This is a genomic window from Kurthia massiliensis (assembly GCF_000285555.1).
Taxonomy (GTDB): Bacteria; Bacillota; Bacilli; order Bacillales_A; family Planococcaceae; genus Kurthia; species Kurthia massiliensis.
In genome coordinates this window covers 40983-62878 of record NZ_HE611004.1, presented here as the reverse complement: position 1 = coordinate 62878, position 21896 = coordinate 40983, and the positions used below count along the sequence as shown (strand labels likewise).

The 21896-nt window shown below is 41.4% G+C and carries 17 protein-coding genes and 1 pseudogene; 17 read left to right on the top strand and 1 reads right to left on the bottom strand.

Annotated features, from left to right (window positions below):
* Positions 1 to 3 precede the first annotated feature (3 nt).
* The 13 genes from purM (at position 4) to gatB (ending at position 16800) form a co-directional block, all read left to right on the top strand.
* The gene (gene purM, locus KMHG_RS15555; RefSeq protein WP_010290922.1) at positions 4 to 1059 is read left to right on the top strand and encodes a phosphoribosylformylglycinamidine cyclo-ligase; all 1056 of its coding nucleotides are present in this window, start codon (positions 4 to 6) and stop codon (positions 1057 to 1059) included.
* Complete coding sequence (gene purN / locus KMHG_RS15550) at positions 1059 to 1619, top strand: phosphoribosylglycinamide formyltransferase (protein WP_010290921.1); 561 nt, start codon at positions 1059 to 1061, stop codon at positions 1617 to 1619. Before purM ends, purN begins: the two co-directional genes overlap by 1 nt.
* 111 nt (positions 1620 to 1730) lie before the next feature.
* Positions 1731 to 3266 carry a bifunctional phosphoribosylaminoimidazolecarboxamide formyltransferase/IMP cyclohydrolase gene (purH, locus tag KMHG_RS15545; RefSeq protein ID WP_010290920.1) on the top strand — a complete coding sequence of 512 codons (1536 nt, stop codon included), beginning with the start codon at positions 1731 to 1733 and terminating at the stop codon, positions 3264 to 3266.
* Between the two features lie 75 nt (positions 3267 to 3341).
* Positions 3342 to 4598, top strand: coding sequence for a phosphoribosylamine--glycine ligase (gene purD, locus KMHG_RS15540; protein ID WP_010290919.1), 1257 nt, complete (start codon positions 3342 to 3344; stop codon positions 4596 to 4598).
* 242 nt (positions 4599 to 4840) lie between these two features.
* Complete coding sequence (locus KMHG_RS15535) at positions 4841 to 6571, top strand: adenine deaminase C-terminal domain-containing protein (protein WP_010290918.1); 1731 nt, start codon at positions 4841 to 4843, stop codon at positions 6569 to 6571.
* Positions 6572 to 6704: 133 nt separating this feature from the next.
* Positions 6705 to 7028, top strand: a complete 324-nt coding sequence (locus tag KMHG_RS15530) for a YerC/YecD family TrpR-related protein (RefSeq protein ID WP_010290917.1) — start codon at positions 6705 to 6707, stop codon at positions 7026 to 7028.
* A 119-nt stretch (positions 7029 to 7147) separates the two neighbouring features.
* A complete protein-coding gene (gene pcrB / locus KMHG_RS15525) occupies positions 7148 to 7834 on the top strand; it encodes a heptaprenylglyceryl phosphate synthase (RefSeq protein ID WP_010290916.1) in 687 nt (228 codons plus the stop codon).
* A gap of 39 nt (positions 7835 to 7873) precedes the next feature.
* Positions 7874 to 10123 carry a DNA helicase PcrA gene (gene pcrA / locus KMHG_RS15520; RefSeq protein ID WP_010290915.1) on the top strand — a complete coding sequence of 750 codons (2250 nt, stop codon included), beginning with the start codon at positions 7874 to 7876 and terminating at the stop codon, positions 10121 to 10123.
* Between the two features lie 11 nt (positions 10124 to 10134).
* Complete coding sequence (gene ligA / locus KMHG_RS15515; protein WP_010290914.1) at positions 10135 to 12138, top strand: NAD-dependent DNA ligase LigA; 2004 nt, start codon at positions 10135 to 10137, stop codon at positions 12136 to 12138.
* 16 nt (positions 12139 to 12154) lie between these two features.
* A complete protein-coding gene (locus KMHG_RS15510; RefSeq protein ID WP_010290913.1) occupies positions 12155 to 13303 on the top strand; it encodes a CamS family sex pheromone protein in 1149 nt (382 codons plus the stop codon).
* A 284-nt stretch (positions 13304 to 13587) separates the two neighbouring features.
* Entirely contained in the window at positions 13588 to 13881 is a 294-nt protein-coding gene (gatC, locus tag KMHG_RS15505) for an Asp-tRNA(Asn)/Glu-tRNA(Gln) amidotransferase subunit GatC (RefSeq protein WP_010290912.1), read from the top strand.
* Between the two features lie 20 nt (positions 13882 to 13901).
* Entirely contained in the window at positions 13902 to 15362 is a 1461-nt protein-coding gene (gene gatA / locus KMHG_RS15500; protein ID WP_010290911.1) for an Asp-tRNA(Asn)/Glu-tRNA(Gln) amidotransferase subunit GatA, read from the top strand.
* Position 15363: 1 nt separating this feature from the next.
* On the top strand, positions 15364 to 16800 hold the full coding sequence (gene gatB, locus KMHG_RS15495; RefSeq protein ID WP_010290908.1) for an Asp-tRNA(Asn)/Glu-tRNA(Gln) amidotransferase subunit GatB: 1437 nt from the start codon (positions 15364 to 15366) through the stop codon (positions 16798 to 16800).
* A gap of 205 nt (positions 16801 to 17005) precedes the next feature.
* Here the strand turns inward: gatB and KMHG_RS15490 are convergent, their stop codons facing one another.
* On the bottom strand, positions 17006 to 18151 hold the full coding sequence (locus KMHG_RS15490; protein ID WP_010290907.1) for an MFS transporter: 1146 nt from the start codon (positions 18149 to 18151) through the stop codon (positions 17006 to 17008).
* 238 nt (positions 18152 to 18389) lie between these two features.
* On the opposite strand from KMHG_RS15490, the gene KMHG_RS15485 reads away from it, so the two are divergent.
* From KMHG_RS15485 to KMHG_RS15470, 4 genes and pseudogenes are all read left to right on the top strand, one after another.
* Positions 18390 to 19316 (top strand): diacylglycerol kinase, encoded by a 927-nt coding sequence (locus KMHG_RS15485; protein WP_010290905.1) that lies wholly within the window; start codon positions 18390 to 18392, stop codon positions 19314 to 19316.
* 88 nt (positions 19317 to 19404) lie between these two features.
* The gene (rlmD, locus tag KMHG_RS15480; RefSeq protein WP_010290904.1) at positions 19405 to 20766 is read left to right on the top strand and encodes a 23S rRNA (uracil(1939)-C(5))-methyltransferase RlmD; all 1362 of its coding nucleotides are present in this window, start codon (positions 19405 to 19407) and stop codon (positions 20764 to 20766) included.
* A gap of 314 nt (positions 20767 to 21080) precedes the next feature.
* Positions 21081 to 21185 (top strand): annotated as a pseudogene (locus KMHG_RS18900) (zinc ribbon domain-containing protein); the annotation flags it as partial.
* A gap of 341 nt (positions 21186 to 21526) precedes the next feature.
* On the top strand, positions 21527 to 21883 hold the full coding sequence (locus tag KMHG_RS15470) for a hypothetical protein (RefSeq protein ID WP_010290903.1): 357 nt from the start codon (positions 21527 to 21529) through the stop codon (positions 21881 to 21883).
* Positions 21884 to 21896: the final 13 nt, after the last annotated feature.

The following is a 21896-nucleotide window of genomic DNA, read 5'->3' as shown; positions in this document are numbered from 1 at the left end:
GTTGTGTCAAAAGCATATGAACAAGCTGGTGTAAATATTGAGGCAGGCTATGAAGCCGTACAACGTATGAAATCACACGTTGCCCGTACAGAACGTAAAGGGATTATGGGAACATTCGGTGGTTTCGGTGGCATGTTTGATTTATCGTCATTGAATTTAAAAGAGCCTGTATTAATTTCAGGTACTGACGGTGTCGGTACGAAATTAAAATTAGCATTTATGGTCGACAAGCACGACACAATCGGTATTGACGCTGTCGCAATGTGTGTCAATGACATCGTTGCACAAGGCGCAGAACCACTTTATTTCTTAGATTACGTAGCTGTTGGGAAAGCTGTACCAGCGAAAATCGAGCAAATCGTCAAAGGTGTAGCAGATGGTTGTGTACAATCAGGTGCCGCACTTATCGGTGGCGAAACAGCTGAAATGCCAGGGCTTTACGATGAAGATGAATACGATTTAGCAGGATTTGCAGTCGGTGCTTGTGAGAAAAAAGATATCGTCACAGGTGAACGCATTGCAGCAGGTGACGTGTTAGTCGGTATCGCTTCAAGCGGCGTACATTCAAACGGTTATTCATTAGTACGTAAAATTGTCTTTGCCGATAAAGGTTATACACCAGATCAAGTCGTAGCAGGCTATGAAGATCTTGGTCCAATCGGTGAAGCATTACTAACACCGACGAAAATTTATGCAAAACCAGTATTAGACATGTTAAAAGAAGCGGACGTACACGGTATGGCACACGTCACAGGTGGCGGTTTCTACGAAAACTTACCACGTATGATGCCAGCAGGTTTAGCGACAAAAATTGAGCTAGGTTCTTGGCCAATACTGCCGATCTTTGACTTCTTAGCAGAACAAGGTGCACTACAACAAAAAGATTTATTCAACGTCTTCAACATGGGTATCGGTTACGTATTAGCTGTACCAGCAGCAGATGTGGATAAATTAATCGAAGTAGCAGCACGCCACGGTGAAAAAGCATACAAAATCGGTGAAGTCGTAACAGGCGAAGGTGTCATTTTCGAAGGCGAACATGATGGGAGTCTTGCATAATGACGAACGTTGCAGTATTTGCATCGGGAAGCGGCTCAAACTACGAGGCGATTCAACAAGCCATCAATGAAGGAACCATTCAAGCGACTGTGAAACTTGTCGTAACTGATAAACTAGATGCCTACGTAATCGAGCGTGCGAAAAAATTTGGTGTCGAGGTGCTAGCGCTTCGTCCGAAAGATTTTGCGGATAAAGCGGCGTATGAAGCAGCAATTTTAGCACAGCTTCGTGCACGCAACATCGAATGGCTCGTATTAGCTGGTTATATGCGTCTCGTCGGTCCAACGTTACTCGGTGCGTATCCGAATCGCATCGTCAACATTCACCCATCGCTATTGCCATCATTCCCAGGAAAAGATGCGATCGGTCAAGCGATGGCACATGGCGTGAAAATTACAGGCGTTACGGTTCATTATGTCGACGAAGGGATGGATACAGGTCGCATCATTATGCAGCGTGCTGTCGATGTCGTTGACGGTGACCGAGAAGCGACAGAAAGTAAAATTCATGCGGTTGAGCACCATTTATATCCGGAAGTTTTAAAATATTTATTCAATTAACTGAATTTTATTGTAATATATAAGGGTAAAAACTTTATTGTAGTAGTTTGCTAGTGTACTAAAGTAAAATAACGACATATTAGCGGTACATAATCCAAGGGGGAACTTAAAGTGACAAAAAGAGCATTAATCAGTGTTTCTGATAAAACAGGCATTCTAGAATTTGCGAAGGAATTAGAAACATTAGGCTATGAAATTTTATCAACTGGTGGTACGAAAAAACATTTACAAGAAAACGGTGTCGCAGTGACAGCTGTTGACCAAGTAACGAACTTCCCAGAAATTCTTGGCGGACGTGTGAAAACATTAAACCCATTAATTCACGGGGGTTTACTTGCGAAATTTGATGATCCTGAACACCAAGCACAAATGGACGAGCACGGTATTGCACCGATTGAAATCGTTTGTGTAAACCTTTACCCATTCGTTGAAACAATTTCAAAACCAAACGTAGAGCTTGTCGATGCGATTGAAAACATCGATATCGGTGGCCCTACGATGCTACGTTCAGCAGCGAAAAACCAAAAATACGTAACAGTGATCGTAGACGCACGTGATTACGAAGGCGTATTAGCTGAATTAAAAGCAGATGGTCAAACAACACTTGAAACACGCCGTCGCTTAGCTGCAAAAGTATTCCGCCATACAGCAGCTTACGACTCATACATCTCGAACTACTTAACAGACTACGTCGGCGAAGAGTTCCCAGAACAATTAACTTTAACATATGAACTAAAACAACCGTTACGCTACGGTGAAAACCCTCACCAAAAAGCAGCATTCTATCAAAAACGTTTAGCTTCTGACTTCTCAGTGGCATACGCTGAACAATTACACGGTAAAGAACTTTCTTATAACAACATTCAAGATGCTAACGCAGCGCTTCAAATCGTGAAAGAATTTACACAACCAGCAGCTGTTGCAGTGAAGCATATGAACCCATGCGGCGTCGGTGTTGGCGAAACAATCGCTGAAGCATTCAACGAAGCATACGAAGCAGATTCAACATCTATTTTTGGCGGGATTGTCGCATTAAACCGTGAAGTCGATGCAGCAACAGCTGAAAAACTTGCTAGTATTTTCTTAGAAATCGTCATCGCACCATCATTCTCTGATGAAGCAATCGAAAAATTAACAGTGAAGAAAAACATTCGCTTACTAACGATTTCATTCGAGCAAAATACGAAAGATAAATGGAACACAGTATCTGTTGAAGGTGGTTTACTCGTACAAGAACCAGACCGCTACGGCTTTGACGAAGCAGACGTTCAAGTCGTGACAGACCGTGAACCAACAGAAGCAGAATGGGCAGCGCTTAAACTTGGCTGGTCAGTTGTAAAACACGTGAAATCAAATGCCATCGTTGTGACAGACGATAAAATGACATTAGGCGTTGGCGCTGGTCAAATGAACCGCGTCGGCTCTGCAAAAATCGCGTTAGAACAAGCGGGTGACAAAGCGAAAGGTGCAGCACTTGCATCAGACGCGTTCTTCCCAATGCCAGATACGGTAGAAGAGGCGATTAAAGCAGGCATTACAGCGATTATCCACCCAGGTGGCTCTAAACGTGACCAAGATTCAATCGACGTAGCAAACGCTGCGGGCATTACAATGGTGACAACAGGCGTTCGTCACTTCAAACACTAATTCATAAAGCATGATAAACGACAAAAAAAGAACACGCATCTATTTGCGTGTTCTTTTTATAAGGAGGAACTCATTGTGAAAGTACTTGTAATCGGTAGTGGTGGTCGTGAACACGCGATCGCAAAACAATTTAACGTAGCACCATCTGTAGAAGAAGTTTTTGTAGCACCAGGAAATGACGGTATGCAAGGTGATGCGACAATCGTCGGTATCGCACAAAACGATTTCCCAGCTTTAATTGATTTTGTTAAAACAAACGGCATCGACTTAACGTTCGTCGGACCTGAACAACCACTTGCTGAAGGTATCGTCGATGCGTTCCAAGCGGAAAGCTTACGCATTTTCGGTCCAACACAAGCAGCATCACAAATTGAAGGTTCTAAATCATTTGCGAAACAATTGATGCAAAAATATGATATTCCAACAGCAGCTTATGCGACGTTTACAGATGCAGAAGAAGCAGCGCTATACATTCAAAAACAAGGCGCACCAATTGTCGTCAAAGCGGACGGTCTTGCAGCAGGTAAAGGCGTTGTCGTGGCGATGACAGAAAAAGAAGCGATTGACGCTGTACGTGATATGATCGGTAACCAACGTTTCGGTGAATCGTCATCACGCGTTGTCATTGAACAATTTTTAGACGGCGAAGAATTTTCATACATGTCATTCGTTCATGACGGTCAAATTTATCCGATGGTTATTGCACAAGACCATAAACGTGCATTTGATGGAGATAAAGGGCCGAATACGGGCGGTATGGGTGCCTATTCACCAGTGCCACAAATTTCAGAAGACGTCGTAAAGCGTGCGTATAATGAAATCGTCGTGCCGACTGTTGAAGCGATGGAAAAAGAGGGCAAATCATTTACAGGTATTTTATATGCAGGGCTTATTTTAACGCAAGACGGTCCGAAAGTAATTGAATTTAACGCCCGTTTCGGCGATCCTGAAACGCAAGTCGTACTGCCACGTATGACAAGTGATTTCGGTGAATTTATGATGGCATTAATGGATAAAAAGCCGTTTGATTTACAGTGGTCTGATCAAGCAGTATTAGGCGTTGTGATTGCTTCTGAAGGTTATCCAGGAGACGTTCAAAAAGGCAATGCACTTCCTAACCTTGAACAACTATCAGCAAATTATAACGTCTTCCACGCAGGTACGAAAAAAGACGGTGACCAATTTGTCGGTAACGGCGGTCGTGTGTTACTCGTAGCAGCGCAAGCGGACGATTTAAAAGCAGCGCAGCAACAAGTGTATGAAGCGATCGATGCGAATGAATGGCCAAACTTCTTCTATCGTAAAGATATCGGTTGGCGTACATTTCAATAATGTAAATTTTGAAGCTATCTGACGTGTTCAGATAGCTTTTTTTTGTGTACCTATGGCATAATAAAAACTAAGAAATGATAACGCTTACAAAAAATGACGTCCTATTGTAAATTTCATGTTAAATACTGACGTTAAGCGTTTTTCAGCATGGTGACGTATGGTACGATAGTGTACGATATATGTCTAAAATTTATGAATCACGAAAAAATCATAACAAACAATAATGAAAGAGGTGGAAAGACATGCTTGAGACAACTTGGAAGCTACATGACCTACACGAACAGGCAGATGTACTCGATGGCAAAAAAGCGCCATCAATCTTACTCAAAAATGCACGCTATTTACATAGCACGCTAAAGCAATGGGTGCACGGTAACATATGGATCGCAGGCGAGCGTATCGTTTATGCGGGTGAAGCGTTGCCTACGAATGTCGACGGAACGGACATCATTGATATGAGTGGCAAAACACTCGTACCAGGATACATCGAACCGCACGTCCATCCGTTTCAACTGTACAACGTCGCGACGTTTGCCGATTTCGCGGCACAAACAGGTACGACGACGTTTTTAAGCGATAATTTAACGTTCTTTTTACACATGGAAGACGATAACGCATTTCAACTACTCGATGATTTAAAACAGCTACCATTTACGTTTTATTGGTGGTTACGTCTCGATTCTCAAACGCAACTCATTCGTGAACATAACGTCTTTTCAGGTCATACGTTAAAAGATTGGGCGCAACGTCCAGACGTATTAATGGTCGGTGAATTAACAGCTTGGCCACGTTTGTTAGACGGCGATGACCAATTAATGTATTGGCTACAACTTGCGGGCGTTGCTGGAAAACGTGTCGAAGGACATTTACCTGGCGCATCGTCAAAAACGCTTGCAAAGATGAAATTATTCGGCGTAGATGGTGATCACGAGGCGATGAACTATGAAGAAGTGAAGCGTCGTTTGTTACATGGTTACGACGTGACGTTACGCTATTCCTCTATTCGACCAGACTTACCGGCCATCTTAAAAGATATGGTGGACGATCAATTTACGGCATTTGATCATTTAATGATGACGACAGATGGCTCGATGCCACACTTCCATGTAGATGGCTTAATGGATAAATGTATCCGTGCAGCCATTGATGCAGGCGTGCCGACGATTGATGCGTATCAAATGGCGTCTTACAATATTGCACGGTATTACAATTTAGATAAACATCAAGGCTTCATTGCGACCGGGAGACTTGCGAATATTAACGTCCTAACAGACGAAACAAATCCGACCCCTGAGAGCGTCTTATCGAAAGGGCAATGGTTAAAACGCGATGGCAAAAAAGTACAAAAGATTGAATTTCCATTAAACGATTACGGCACTCCGTTTGCGCTCGACTTTGAGCTATCAGAAACGGATTTTCAGTTTTCAATGCCATTCGGTTTAGAAATGGTCAACGATGTCATTACGAAACCGTACAGCATTAATATTCATGTGAATGACGGTGATTTATCAACTGAACATGACGAATGTTTCTTAGTACTCATTGATCGTGAAGGTAAATGGCGCGTCAATACGCTATTAAAAGGTTTTGCGACGCACGTCGAAGGGTTTGCATCGAGCTATTCAAGTACGGGCGACATTATTTTAATCGGGAAAAGTGCGCAAGCGATGTTGCAAGCGTTTAACGAGATGAAAGCGATGAATGGTGGCGTTGTGCTCGTTGAAAATGGGGCAGTCGTTGAAAAAATCGCACTCGACATTAGCGGTTTAATGTCAGATCATTCCGTTGAACAATTGATCGATGAAGAGACGCGCTTAGTCGACGCTGTAAAAGCACGTGGGTATTGCCACGGAGACTTAATGTATACGTTGTTATTTTTACAAGCGACACATTTACCGTACATTCGCGTGACGCAACGCGGTATTTTTGATGTGAAGAAAAAAGATGTGTTATTCCCATCGGTTATGCGCTAAAATTCCCTTTCACACGTTGAAGTGCGACACTTTCACTCGCGAAAGTATTAATGCTTTTCCGACGCGCTTCAACGTGCTAAAATGGAAGAGAATTATAGTAAAAATCTAACCTATTCTATAGGAGGAGAACACAATGCAAATCGAAAAAATTCGCGGTCATCAAACGGAGCAACTGTTTAAAGCGGTACTAGAATTAAAGGATATCGAGGAGTGCTACAGGTTCTTTGATGACTTATGTACGATTAGTGAAATTCAATCACTAGCGCAACGTTTTGAAGTTGCACACTTACTACGTTTGAAAAAAACATATGAATCAATTAAAAACGAAACAGGTGCATCTACCGCGACGATTTCGCGTGTACGTCGCTGCTTCGACTATGGTAACGACACTTATGACGAAATGCTTGGCCGTCTTTATCCAGACGAAAAAAGCTACGCTGAAGCGACACGTAAATAATCAAAAACGAGGGCCTGTCCTACACACATCTTGACGTAGGAACAGGCCTTTTCGTATTCGCAGGAAATGTACAGACAGGTTATACTTATTAAATAGAAAATTGATAAAGGTGGAGAACGATGGAATTTCAAAATTGGCAGCACGTCTTCAAATTAGATCCGGCAAAGGACATTGATGACGAGGCATTAGAAAAATTATGTGAATCAGGCACCGATGCCATTTTAGTCGGCGGCACTGATGATGTAACAATTGATGGTGTGCTCGATTTGCTGGCACGTGTGCGTCGTTTTTCAGTGCCAATCGTACTTGAAGTATCAAATTTAGCATCGATTACGCCGGGATATGATTTTTACTTTATCCCGACCGTTTTAAATAGTCAAAATACGAATTTCGTAAAAGATTTACATCAAGTAGCAATTAAAGAATATGGCATGATCATGAATTGGGACGAAATTATCGCAGAAGGTTATTGCGTCTTAAATCCAGATTGTAAAGTCGCTGAATTAACAGAAGCGAATACAAATTTAGACGATGATGATGTTATCGCTTATGCACAAATGGCAGAGAAAATGTTCCATTTACCAATCTTTTATATGGAATATAGCGGGAAGTTCGGCGACCCAGACCTTGTGTATGAAGTGAGCCGCGTCTTAAACGACACGAAATTAATTTACGGTGGCGGCATTACGTCTGTAGACGAGGCGAAAGCGATGGCTGCGTATGCGGATATTGTCGTTGTCGGTAACGTTATTTATGATGATTTAAAAACAGCATTGAAAACAGTCAAAGCTGTAAAGGAACTATGATAGAATAAGAACAAATGTTTGTATAAAGGAAGGTGCACAATGGACCAACTTACGAGAAATTTATTAAACGGTATGAACCCTGAACAAGCGAAAGCGGTTCAAGCAACGGACGGCCCACTACTAATTATGGCGGGTGCCGGTTCAGGTAAAACGCGTGTGTTAACACATCGCATCGCGTATTTAGTCATTGAAAAAGCAGTCAACCCATGGAATATTTTAGCGATTACATTTACGAATAAAGCGGCGCGCGAAATGCGTGACCGTATCGACGGTTTACTCGGTAACGGTAGCGGTCAACAAATGTGGGTATCGACATTCCACTCGATGTGTGTCCGTATTTTACGCCGAGACATCGACCGTATTGGCTTCAGCAAAAACTTTACGATTTTAGATTCAACAGACCAATTAACAGTCGTGAAAAACGTCTTAAAAGAACTGAATATCGATCCGAAACAATATGACCCACGTGCGCTTTTAAACGCCATCAGTTCAGCGAAAAATGAATGTATTACGTATCGAGAATTCCAAGCGAATGCCAATCAAAACAATCCGTACGAAAAAACGGTATCGCAAGTATATGAAGCGTATCAACGTCGTTTAGAGAAAAACCAAAGCTTAGACTTTGACGATCTGATTATGATGACGATTCATTTATTCGAAGAAGTCCCAGAAGTACTCGACTTCTATCAAAACAAATTCCACTACATTCACGTCGATGAGTATCAAGATACGAACAAATCACAATATTTACTCGTAAAATTACTAGCATCGAAGTTTAAAAATTTATGTGTTGTCGGCGACTCAGACCAATCGATTTATCGCTGGCGTGGTGCGGATATTACGAACATTTTATCGTTCGAAAAAGATTATCCGAACGCTCAAACGATCATGTTAGAACAAAACTATCGTTCAACGAAAACGATTTTAGCAGCCGCTAATAGTGTCATTAAAAATAACGCGAGCCGCTTCCCGAAAGAGCTACGTACTGACAACGATATAGGTGCGAAAATCAGTTTAAATCGTGCGTACGATGAAAAGGCAGAAGCGCAATTTATCGTCAAAACGATTCAAGAAAAAATGCGTGAAGGATATGCGGAAGATGACTTTGCGATTCTTTACCGTACGAATGCGCAATCACGTGTCATGGAAGAAATGCTCGTGAAATCGAACATGAACTATACGATCGTCGGCGGTACGAAATTCTACGACCGTAAAGAAATTAAAGATTTACTCGCATACTTACGTTTAATTGCGAACAACGATGACGACTTAGCGTTAGCACGTATTATTAATGAACCGAAACGTAGCATCGGCGCGACATCTTTTGAACGTATGATGCAATTTGCGTTTGAACAAGACCGTTCTGTATTCGATGCGTTAAAAGAAGTCGACTTTATGGGCTTATCAGGTCGTGCGACGAATTCAGCAATTTATTTCCGTTCGATGATTGAGCGTTTTACGCAACAACAAGACTATATGTCTGTAACAGAACTTGTCGAAGAAGTGCTTGAAAAATCAGGCTACCGCGAGATGTTAAAAGCAGAAAAAACAATTGAAGCGGAAAGCCGTCTTGAAAACATTAACGAGTTTTTATCAGTGACGAAAACGTTTGAAGAAAACAGTGACGATAAAACGTTAATCGCCTTTTTAACGGACTTAGCGCTCGTTGCGGATATCGACCAACTCGGTAAAGAGGAAGAAGAAAAGCAAACAGGTGGCGTCGTATTAATGACGATGCACTCTGCGAAAGGGCTAGAATTCCCAATCGTCTTCATTATCGGTATGGAAGAAAATATTTTCCCACATGCACGTTCATTAATGGATAACGATGAGATGGAAGAAGAGCGTCGTCTTGCGTACGTCGGCATTACACGTGCTGAAAAAGAGTTGTACTTAAGCTGTGCGCAAATGCGTACATTATACGGTCGCTCTAGCTTTAACACACCATCTCGTTTCTTAAACGAAATCGACTCAGATTTAATAGAAGAAACAATCGTTAAACGTTCTGCGCAAAGTGGTGCATACAGTTCACCACGTCGCAGCGGTTATCGCCAAGCGACAGGCCAAACGAAAGGTCGTGCGCTTGCGCAAAAATCAGCGCTTAAAGCGTCTGGTGGCGACAAATTATCATGGCAAGTTGGCGACAAAGCGGCACACGGTAAATGGGGTGTCGGTACGGTCGTTTCTGTTCGCGGTGAAGGTGATGGTACAGAATTAGACATCGCATTCCCAGCACCGACAGGTATTAAACGATTAATGGCGAAATTTGCGCCAATTACGAAACAATAGGGGGCAAGCACATGGATACGAAATTAGAACAACGTGTAGCAGAGCTCAATAAAGTATTAAAGCAATATGGACACGAATATTATGATTTAGATACACCGAGCGTACCCGATAGTGTGTACGATCAATTAATGCATGAACTCATTCAAATTGAAGAGGAACACCCAGACTTACGTTTCCCAGATTCACCGACACAACGCGTTGGTGGTGCTGTACTGACAAACTTTGAAAAAGTAGCACACGACCACCCGATGTTAAGTCTTGGCGATACGTTTAGCGAAGACGATGTCCGTTCATTTGATGAGCGTGTACGTCAAGCAATCGGTGAGAAATTCCGTTACGTTTGCGAATTAAAAATTGACGGCTTAGCGATTTCATTAAAATATGAAAATGGTGTCTTCGTACAAGGGGCGACACGTGGGAACGGTACAATTGGTGAAAACATTACCGAAAACTTAAAAACGGTTCGTTCTGTGCCACTTCGTTTAGCAAAACCGGTGACGCTTGAAGCGCGCGGGGAATGTTATATGCCGAAACGTTCATTTAACGATTTAAATAAAGCACGTGCAGAACGCGAAGAAAATTTATTCGCGAATCCACGTAACGCAGCTGCAGGGTCATTACGTCAGCTAGACCCGAAAATTGCGGCGAGCCGAAACCTTTCAACATTTATGTATGCGCTCGGCACGAACGGTGAAGAATTTGGCTTAACGTGTCATAGCGATGCGTTAGACTTTTTAGCAGAGCTTGGTTTCCGTACGAACGATGAACGTCGCATTTGCAACAACTTAGAAGAAGTGTTTGCTTATATCGACGAATGGACAGAAAAGCGTCCGACATTGCCGTATGAAATTGATGGCATCGTAATTAAAGTTGATGATTACGACCAACAAGCAGAATTAGGCAATACCGTTAAAGTACCACGTTGGTCAATTGCATATAAATTCCCAGCAGAAGAAGTCGTAACGAAAGTGTTAGACATTGACTTAACGGTCGGTCGTACAGGTGTTGTCACACCGACAGCCGTACTTGAACCGGTACTCGTAGCGGGTACGACGGTGCAACGTGCATCATTGCACAATGAAGATATTATTCGCGAAAAAGATATTCGCATCGGGGACCACGTTATTATTCGCAAAGCAGGCGATATTATTCCAGAGGTTAAACAAGTGTTGTTCGACCAACGTCAAGAAGATAGTGAACCTTATGCGATGCCGACACATTGTCCAGCATGTGATAGTGAACTCGTTCGTCTTGAAGAAGAAGTCGCACTACGCTGTGTCAATCCACAATGCTTCGCGCAGATTGCCGAAGGGTTAGCGCATTTCGTTTCACGTAATGCGATGAATATCGACGGCTGCGGGGAGAAAGTCGTCGCGCAATTGTTACGCGAAGGCTTAGTAAAAGACGTTTCTGATTTGTATTGCTTAAACTTTGAAGAACTCATTCAACTAGAACGTATGGGTGAGAAGTCTGCGCAAAAATTACTCGATGCGGTTGAAGCGTCAAAAGCTAATTCATTAGAGCGCTTACTATTCGGATTAGGTATTCGTCACGTCGGTTCAAAAGCTGGAAAAATTTTAGCGGAACATTTTGAAACGATGGACGCATTAATGGCTGCAACGGAAGAGGAATTAACAGCGATTTTTGAAATCGGTGAAAAGATGGCCGATTCGCTCGTGACGTATTTTGCGAACGAAGATGTGCAAGCACTTATTACACGATTACGTGAAGCGGGTGTCAATATGACATACACTGGTAAGAAAGTAGACACATCTAACATCGATAGCAACTTTAACGGTAAAACAATCGTCCTAACAGGGAAACTTGAACGATTGACACGTAATGATGCAAAGGCGAAAATAGAAGCATTGGGCGGAAACGTAACCGGCAGTGTCAGTAAGAAAACAGACCTTGTCATTGCGGGTGCCGAAGCAGGTTCTAAACTGGCGAAAGCTGAACAACTCGGCATTGAAGTTTGGGACGAAGAACGTCTAATCGAAGAATTATCAGAGTAAAGGAGCTCGCACAAGTATGAAAAAACATATTCGCTGGATTCCGGCGGTGGTTGCGACGGCCTTATTAGCAGGTTGTAGTCTGCCTTCGTTCAACAGCAATTCCGAAGTGGCGACGACAGACTCATCTACTAAAAGTTCAGGATCTACAATCATTCCGAGCATGCAAATTGATGACCAATATTACCGCACATTACTTCCTTACAAAGAAAGTGTGACACGCGGTTTAATCGTATCGAATATTTATTCTCGTTACGATATTCAAGAAGCAGAAACAGGGTTAATGCGTTTGTCATTAAACCAATTCGATTCAGAAAAATATTACTTCCAAGAAGGTCAATATTTAGATAAAGATACGGTAAGATCATGGCTTGCGCGTAGCAATGATGATAAAGCTGGGTTAAACCCAAGTAACAAAGGGATGAAACCGGCAGAAGCAGCAACGAAAGCGCCGATTTATTTAGCACACATTATCGAACAAAATTACTTAACAAAATCAGACGACAAAAAAGTGAAACTTGGTGGCGTTTCAATCGGTTTAGCATTAAATTCTGTGTACTACTACCAAAAAGAACAATACGGTGCGACATTTGAGCAAGCAATTGACGACAAAGTGTTAGAGGAACAAGGGAAAAAAATAGCGGCACAAATCGTTAAACGTATGCGTAAGATGGACGGCTTAGGCAACGTACCAATTACAGTCGGTTTATACAAACAATTAAGCCATAAAGATATCGTGCCAGGTACATACTTCGCAAGTGCCACAGCGAAGTCAGGTTCAGCGTCATTAAGCGATTGGGAAGATATTAATGAACAATACGTTCGCTTCCCAACAGAAAGTACAGATGCGATGTACAGCGAAACGAATGATAACTTTAAAACGTTTAAAGATGATATCGACGAATACTTCGCAAACGGCACGAACGTTATCGGACGTGGTTACTATAAAGACGGCAAAATCCAACGTTTAACAGTCGAAATTCCGATTAAGTTTAACGGTACAGGTGAAATGATCGGCTTTACACAATACGTAGCGAGCGCAGTGACATCACAATTCAAAAAAGATTTACAAGTTGAAGTTAACATTACGTCATCTCATGGCGCAGAAGCATTAGTCGTGAAAGAGGCAGGCACTTCAGAACCTTACGTTCACATTTACAACGATTAACCGAAAACGAGGAGCGATTTATGTCGCCCTCGTTTTTTTAAGCGGGCGGGAAATTTTTGAGAAAATGACAACAATCGAGCTTGTAGAGCATACTTTTTTCAGATAATTCATTGTATAATTTGAGAGGATTCTTTTTTAGTGTAGTGAATAATTGTCATAATGATGCTTAAAACCCTTTATTTACAAGGGTTTCGTGCGATTTGGCGCAATGAAGCTACCTTGATTAAACGATCATAGAAATGATATTATTATCGGTATGGTTATCGAATATGGAGGTGTACAACATGGCAAAACTTTCAGTAGAAGAAGTAAAACACGTAGCAAAATTAGCACGTCTTGCAATCACAGATGAAGAAGCAGAAAAATTCGCATCACAATTAGCGGCAATCACTGACTTCGCAAACGAATTACAAGAATTAGATACAACGGATGTAGCTCCAACTACACACGTTCTACCAGTTCACAACGTATTCCGTGAAGACGTACCTGCTAAAGGTCTTGATCGCGATTTAATGATGAAAAACGTTAAAGAACAACAAGATGGTTTAGTAAAAGTACCACCAATCATCGCTCAATAATTTTAAGAGGAGGGACAATGATGTCATTGTTTGATAAAACATCAGCTGAATTACAACAAGCTCTAGAAAACAAAGAGATTACAATCGCTGATTTAACAAATGAAGCTTACGCACGCATCGACGCATTAGACGGCGAAGTAGGCGCATTTTTAGCTTTAAATAAAGAAGCAGCATTAGCTGAAGCTGCACAAAAAGACGAAGTACCATTTGCAGAACGTGGACCACTTTTCGGTCTACCTATCGGTGTGAAAGATAACATCGTAACAGAAGGCATTGAAACAACATGTGCTTCAAAAATTTTAGAAGGCTTCAACCCAATTTACGACGCAACAGTTGTAAAAAAATTACGTGAAGCTGGCATGGTAACAGTTGGTAAAGTAAACATGGATGAATTTGCTATGGGTTCTGCCAACGAAAACTCTGCTATTAAAAAAGTACACAACCCTTGGAACTTTGATCGTGTTCCTGGTGGTTCTTCAGGTGGTTCTGCAGCAGCAGTAGCAGCTGGCGAAGTACCATTCACATTAGGTTCTGATACAGGTGGTTCTATCCGTCAACCAGCTGCATACTGTGGCGTTGTTGGTATGAAACCAACTTACGGCCGCGTATCTCGTTACGGTTTAGTAGCATTCGCATCTTCTTTAGACCAAATTGGACCAATCACTCGCAACGTACGCGACAACGCTTTATTACTTGAAGCAATCGCTGGCGTTGACCCACACGATTCTACTTCAGCAAACGTTGAAGTACCAAGCTATGTTGAGCAATTAACTGGCGACATTAAAGGTTTAAAAGTTGCAGTTCCTAAAGAATATTTAGCAGAAGGTGTATCTGAAGGCGTTAAAGCACAAGTACTAGCTGCTATCGACAAATTAAAAGAACTAGGCGCAACAGTTGAAGAAGTATCACTTCCTCACTCTAAATACGCACTAGCTGCTTACTACATCATTTCTTCTTCAGAAGCATCATCTAACCTTTCTCGTTTCGACGGTATCCGTTACGGTTTCCGTGCTGAAGCAGATAACTTAGAAGATTTATACTTACAAACACGTGCACAAGGCTTCGGTGACGAAGTAAAACGTCGTATCATGTTAGGTACTTACTCATTATCAGCAGGTACTTACGATGCTTACTACAAAAAAGCACAACAAGTTCGTACGTTAATCAAACAAGACTTCGACAAAGTATTCGAAGAGTACGATGTAATCGTTGGACCTACAACACCAACAACTGCATTCAAAATCGGCGAAAACTTAGAAGATCCAATGACAGTTTACGCGAACGATATTTTAACTGTTCCAATTAACTTAGCAGGCGTACCAGCAATCTCAATCCCATGTGGCTTTGACGATGACATGCCTGTCGGTTTACAAATCATCGGTAAATACTTCGAAGAAGGCACAATTTACCGCGTAGCAGATGCTTTTGAAAAAGCAACTGACTTCCACAATGCAAAACCTCAAACTTGGGAGGTAAAATAATATGGCAACAAATAACTACGAAACAGTCGTTGGTTTAGAGGTACACGTTGAGTTAAAAACAAAATCTAAAATTTTCTCTCCATCTCCAAACCAATTCGGTTCTGAACCAAACACAAACACTTCTGTAATCGACCTTGGTTACCCAGGTGTTTTACCGGTTGTAAACAAAGAAGTAGTCAACTACGCAATGCGCGCAGCACTAGCTCTTAACATGGACATTAACCAACATACAAAATTCGACCGTAAAAACTACTTCTACCCTGATAATCCGAAAGCTTACCAAATTTCACAATTTGATAAACCAATCGGTGAAAACGGCTGGTTAGAAATCGAAGTAAACGGCGAGAAAAAACGTATCGGTATCACTCGTATCCACATGGAAGAAGATGCTGGTAAATTAACACACGGTGCGAACGCATCACTTGTCGATTACAACCGTCAAGGTACACCACTAGTTGAAATCGTATCTGAGCCAGATATCCGTACACCGGAAGAAGCTTATGCATACCTTGAAAAACTAAAAGCAATCATCCAATACACAGGCGTTTCAGACGTACGTATGGAAGAAGGTTCACTACGTTGTGATGCGAACATCTCAATCCGTCCTTACGGTCAAGATGAATTCGGTACACGTACTGAGCTTAAAAACTTAAACTCATTCAACTTCGTACGTAAAGGTATTGAGTATGAAGCACAACGTCAAGCAGCTGTATTAAACGCTGGTGGCGAAATTAAGCAAGAAACTCGTCGTTTCGATGAGAAAACAGGTAAAACAATCCTTATGCGTGTTAAAGAAGGTACGGACGATTACCGTTACTTCCCAGAACCTGACTTAGTAGATATCGTGATCGATGACGAATGGTTAGAACGCGAAAAAGCGATGATTCCTGAATTACCAGATGCTCGTAAAGAACGTTACGTTGCAGAAATGGGCTTACCAGCTTACGATGCAGGCATATTAACACTTTCTAAAGAAATGGCTGATTTCTTCGAAGGTACTGTAGCTGCTGGTGCAGATGCGAAACTTGCATCTAACTGGTTAATGGGTGAAGTGAGCGCGTACTTAAACGCTGAACAAAAAGAACTTCACGACACAGCGCTTACACCAGAAGGTCTTGCGAGCATGATCAAACTAATTTCTGACGGTACAATTTCTTCTAAAATTGCGAAGAAAGTATTCAAAGAATTAGTTGAAAACGGTGGCGATGCGAAGAAAATCGTTGAAGAAAAAGGTTTAGTTCAAATCTCTGATGCAAGCGCACTTGTACCAATGATTACTGAAATCCTTGATAACAACGAACAATCTATCATCGACTACAAAAACGGTAAAGACCGTGCGATCGGCTTCTTAGTTGGTCAAATTATGAAAGCTACTCGTGGTAAAGCCAACCCACAAATGGTTAACAAAATCTTATTAGAAGAAATCAACAAACGTTAATTAAGTGTTGAACACGCTCGTTTAGCACTGAAGGGCATTTTGATTTCCTGACGAGAGACGCTTTTGTCTCGTAGGAAGGAAAGAAATGACCCAAAGTGCTAGCGTGTGAAACCGGACAACGTTTTATCGTTGTGCTTCTAACGATGGCCGGAATTACCATCAAAATGCGTCTAAAAAGCCCGACTCAAACGAGTCGGGCTTTTTACTATGCCATTTTACGTTGACGTATTAATAATACGGCGCCATAGACGGCAGAAATGAGTGATAATGTGGCGATACTATAATAAAAAATGCTACCGCCTAATTGGTCATACATCGCACCACCGACATATGAAGAAATAATGCCAGAAATACCGAAGAACAGTAGCGCCAGGACCGTTTGACCAGTAGCGCGCCATTCGCGTGGCATAATGCGATATAAATATTGAATGGCCGCTGTGTAATACACAGGGAACGTTAACATTTGAAGCACTTGTAAAATGACAACGATTGTTGGGTTGTCGATAAAGCCAGTTAAATAAAAACGTACCGCGTAAAAGAAAATCGCTGCGGTCATTAAATGAAGCTCTTTCCCTTTTTTTAGCCATAAATAGCTAAGCGCAAATACGACGATTTCACTCGCACCTGCAATAAAGAAGGCGATACCGACTAAGCTATTCGCGCCGCCAAGTGCAGCGATATGAATGCCTAAAAACGTATCGTTCATACGCGCAGGAATCGAACTCATGAAAATTAAAATTAAAAATAAAATCATTTCTTTATTTTTTAACACTTGTTTTAAGCTATCGATTGTTACCGGCGTATTCGAAGCAGGGACGTCTGGAATGTTCCAAACGATGGCAAAACAAATAAGGCCGATTGCGACGAAAAAGACGCCGATAATGCCCATGCCGAACCAGTCGGTCATATAACCGATGACGAGTGATAATACGGCATATCCGAGCGAACCATATGTACGGACGGAACCATAACTAATGCCAAACGTCTCAGAAGTTGTAAAGTTTAATGATTCGGTTAACGGATCGAGAGGCATTAAGAAAAAATAGACGAACATCGCTAATAATACGAGCAATATGAAACTGTCTACTTGGTAAAGTGAAAAGCCACAAATGCCTGTTAATGCGACGAGCACTAACACGACTTTTCGAATCGTTTTTAAGCGGTCACTAATCATGCCCCAAAGCGGTTGGGAAATGACGGTAATGACGCCGCCGATTGCGATGACGAGTCCTACTTCACTAGTTGTTAAGCCTTTTGACTTTAAGAAGACCGGTAAAAAAGGAATGAACATCGCAAGCATTCCGAAAAATAAAAAGTTGTAGCTTTTTAGTAAAGCTGTTGTTTTTTTCAAATTACGTCATCCTTTCACTAATGTATTATTTTACCGAACAAATGAAAGCATGTATAGGCGGATTTGTGAACTGCTTTAGTAATGGGCATTGAATATTTGCAGAAATAGAACATTTAGGTATAAAATATACTAGATTGTAAAATAGTCAGGCTGACTCTTTTTTTGTGCAACGCATAGGAATTAGGCAGCCTGTTTTCGTGGTTTGAAAGAGAAATTTTAGAAGCAGGAAGGTACAATTATGAAAAGAGCACGTATCATTTATAACCCTACGTCAGGTCGAGAGTTATTCAAAAAGAACTTACCAGAAGTGCTAGCAAAGTTTGAAGTCGCAGGCTATGAAACGTCTTGCCATGCCACAACTTGTGCGGGCGATGCAACAGTTGCGGCAAAAGCTGCTGTTGAGCGCGGCTTCGACATTATTGTCGCTGTTGGTGGCGACGGTACGTTAAATGAAGTTGTCGCAGGTGTAAGTGAATTTGAAGAACGTCCAAAAATCGGCTTAATTCCAATGGGAACGACGAATGACTTTGCACGCGCTGTGAAAATTCCGCGTGATATTAATGCCGCTGTTGATATTATTTTAAAAGGTGATTCGATTCCAGTCGATGTTGGTTTAGCGAACGATCGTTACTTTATTAACATCGCTGCAGGTGGACGTATTACGGAATTAACATATGAAGTACCAAGCAAGCTCAAAACGATGCTTGGGCAACTCGCGTATTATTTAAAAGGGATTGAAATGCTACCGTCTGTGAAGGCTACAAAAATGCGCATCGAGTACAACGATGAAGTATTCGATGATGATGCGATGATGTTCCTGATCGGTTTATCCAACTCAGTTGGTGGCTTTGAAAAATTAGCACCAGACGCTAGTATTAATGACGGTAAATTTACGGTATTCATTTTGAAAAAATGTAATATTGCAGAGTTTGTTAGACTCGTCACACTTGCTGTACGTGGGGACCATTTAAAAGACCCACATATTATTTATACAAAAGCAGATCACGTAAAAGTATCTTCAGAATCACGTGTCTTATTAAATTTAGATGGTGAATATGGTGGCGATGCGCCAGCTATCTTCCAAAATTTAAAACGTCATATCGAGTTGTTTGTGCCGATTGATGAAATTCGTGACGAAGATCGTTTGTTAGACGACGAAGCATAATATCGGGGAGGTATCCGGACGATTGGATACCTCCTTTTCTATGCGTTTCGTGATACAATAGAGAAATTGAAATGGAGGAACAAATTGAATGACTGCACCAGTGAAAAAGAATGATCGTTTAACTGTTTATATAGAAGATTTAACACATGATGGCGCGGGCGTCGCAAAAGTCGATGGCTACCCATTATTTATCCAAGGCGCATTACCAGAAGAAACGTGTGAAGTACACGTCTTAAAAGCGCTGAAAAACTATGGTTTCGCAAAAGTATTAGACATTACGACACCATCACCAAATCGCGTGACACCACCATGTCCTGTATTCCATCAATGTGGCGGTTGCCAATTACAACATTTATCGTATGAAGGACAACTTGCTTGGAAACAGAAAATGGTGCGTGACGTGATGCAACGTATCGGTAAAATCGATGTGCCTGTTCATCCGACAAAAGGGATGGCACAGCCTTGGAACTACCGCAACAAAGCACAAATTCCATTTGGCATGAATGGTGAAGTGCCCGTTGCTGGTTTCTACAAAACGAAATCACATGCGATCGTCGATACAGAACGTTGCTTAATCCAAACAGATGAGGCAGATGCCATTTTAGCAGGTTTAAAACCGAAGCTATGGGCGCTAGGCTTACAACCGTATGATGAACAAACGAAACAAGGGCAACTACGTCACGTCGTCGTTCGTAAAGCGCGTGCGACAGATGAAGTGATGGTCGTGCTCGTAACGAAAAAACGCAAGTTCCCACAAAAAGATGCGGTCGTTGACGTTATCCGCCAATTGATTCCAAATGTGAAATCAATTATGCAAAATGTGAATCCGAACAACACAAATGTTATTTTCGGCGATGAAACATTGAACTTATGGGGTGCTGATACGATTGAGGACCATATCGGTGATGTACGCTTTGAAATTTCAGCGCGTTCATTCTATCAAGTAAACCCAATCCAAACAGAAGTGTTATACAAACAAGCACTTGACTATGCGGCATTAACAGGCGAAGAAACAGTGATCGATGCTTACTGTGGTATCGGCACAATTTCTCTATTTTTAGCGAAAAATGCGAAGCACGTGATGGGTGTTGAAATCGTGCCACAAGCGATTGAAGATGCGAAACGTAATGCGGCATTAAACGGTTTTAACAATACGTACTTTGAAGCAGGCCCAGCAGAAGAAGTTATTCCACGTTGGTTTAAAGAAGGCAAAGAGGCAGATGTGTTAATGGTCGATCCACCACGTAAAGGCTGCGATAATGCATTGCTTGAAACGATTTTATCAGAACGTCCGAAACGTATCGTTTACGTTTCTTGTAACCCTGCAACACTTGCACGCGACTTGCGTGTGTTAGAAGATGGCGGCTACAAAACGAAAGAAGTACAACCAGTCGATATGTTCCCACATACAGCACATTGTGAAGCAGTTGCTTGGTTAGAATTAGCATAATGATAGAGATGATCTCGTCGTGAAAACGACGAGGTCATTTTTTTTACGCTCTAATAGATGGAGCAATGCAAAGGGAGAGAAACAGATGACGTTACAACAATTAAAGTACGTTATTGAAGTGTCGAGAAGTCGTTCGATTAGTAAGGCGGCGCGTAATTTTTTTATCATTTCTTCGTAGAATACCCTCCCTCAAGGAACGTAGTGAGGAGAGAGGGAATGAATGCGAACCCAATCATTTTGCTCATGCTAATTCGTTGAAAAGAACATTTGTTCCTATTAAAACATAAGGAAAAGATGGTGTTTGTCATGCCTGCGGTCATCGAGATGATATGAAACCATTAGATATTCGTGAGTGGACTTGTCCATCTTGCGGTACGGAATTAGACCGAGATATTAACGCAAGTCATCAACAACTGTAGGAACTACGGGTAGTTCAAATGGAAATATTTACTCTTTATACAAAATATTATTAATAATTAATAATTATTTAAGTGGAGAAGTTTTATATTTTTTTATATTAATGCATTATAAGAGCATAAAAATGTATTTTCGAGCTTTTAAATGTAATTTGTAGCAAAAAATATCGATTTATTATCGAGTGATATATAGAAGCCTAAAGAACCATTGTCGACAAAGGAAATTAAAGTATTTATACTAATAGAATATAGAGAATAAAGTAAAATAATACTACTAAGATAAAACGCTTGAAAATATCTACATATTTTACCGGCGTTTTATTTTAGTCTAAAGGAGCTTAAAAATGATTTTCGTTGATAAGCCAAAATATAAGATGGCTATTTATGAACAAAAAAAAGAAGCGCACGTACAAATCATCGGATTCGTTCGTGATGAAGTGGTCCCTGAGTATTTAGAAGATATTACAGCACTAATGGACCGTATTCCAACACAAAATTATACGATGGTTGTTGATGCAACGTATCAATCACCGCTACCTCGTAAAACTGCTTCAGAACTAGGTCAAACAATGATGGTGTATACAACGCTTGGATTTAAAGACGTACGTATCATCATGCCAAAATCTAAAATTTCTTTCGTTCAAGTGCGTAATGCTCTTGAAACAGTCGATTTCCCAGGAGAAATTACGAATCCAAAGTAAGAAATGAATGGAG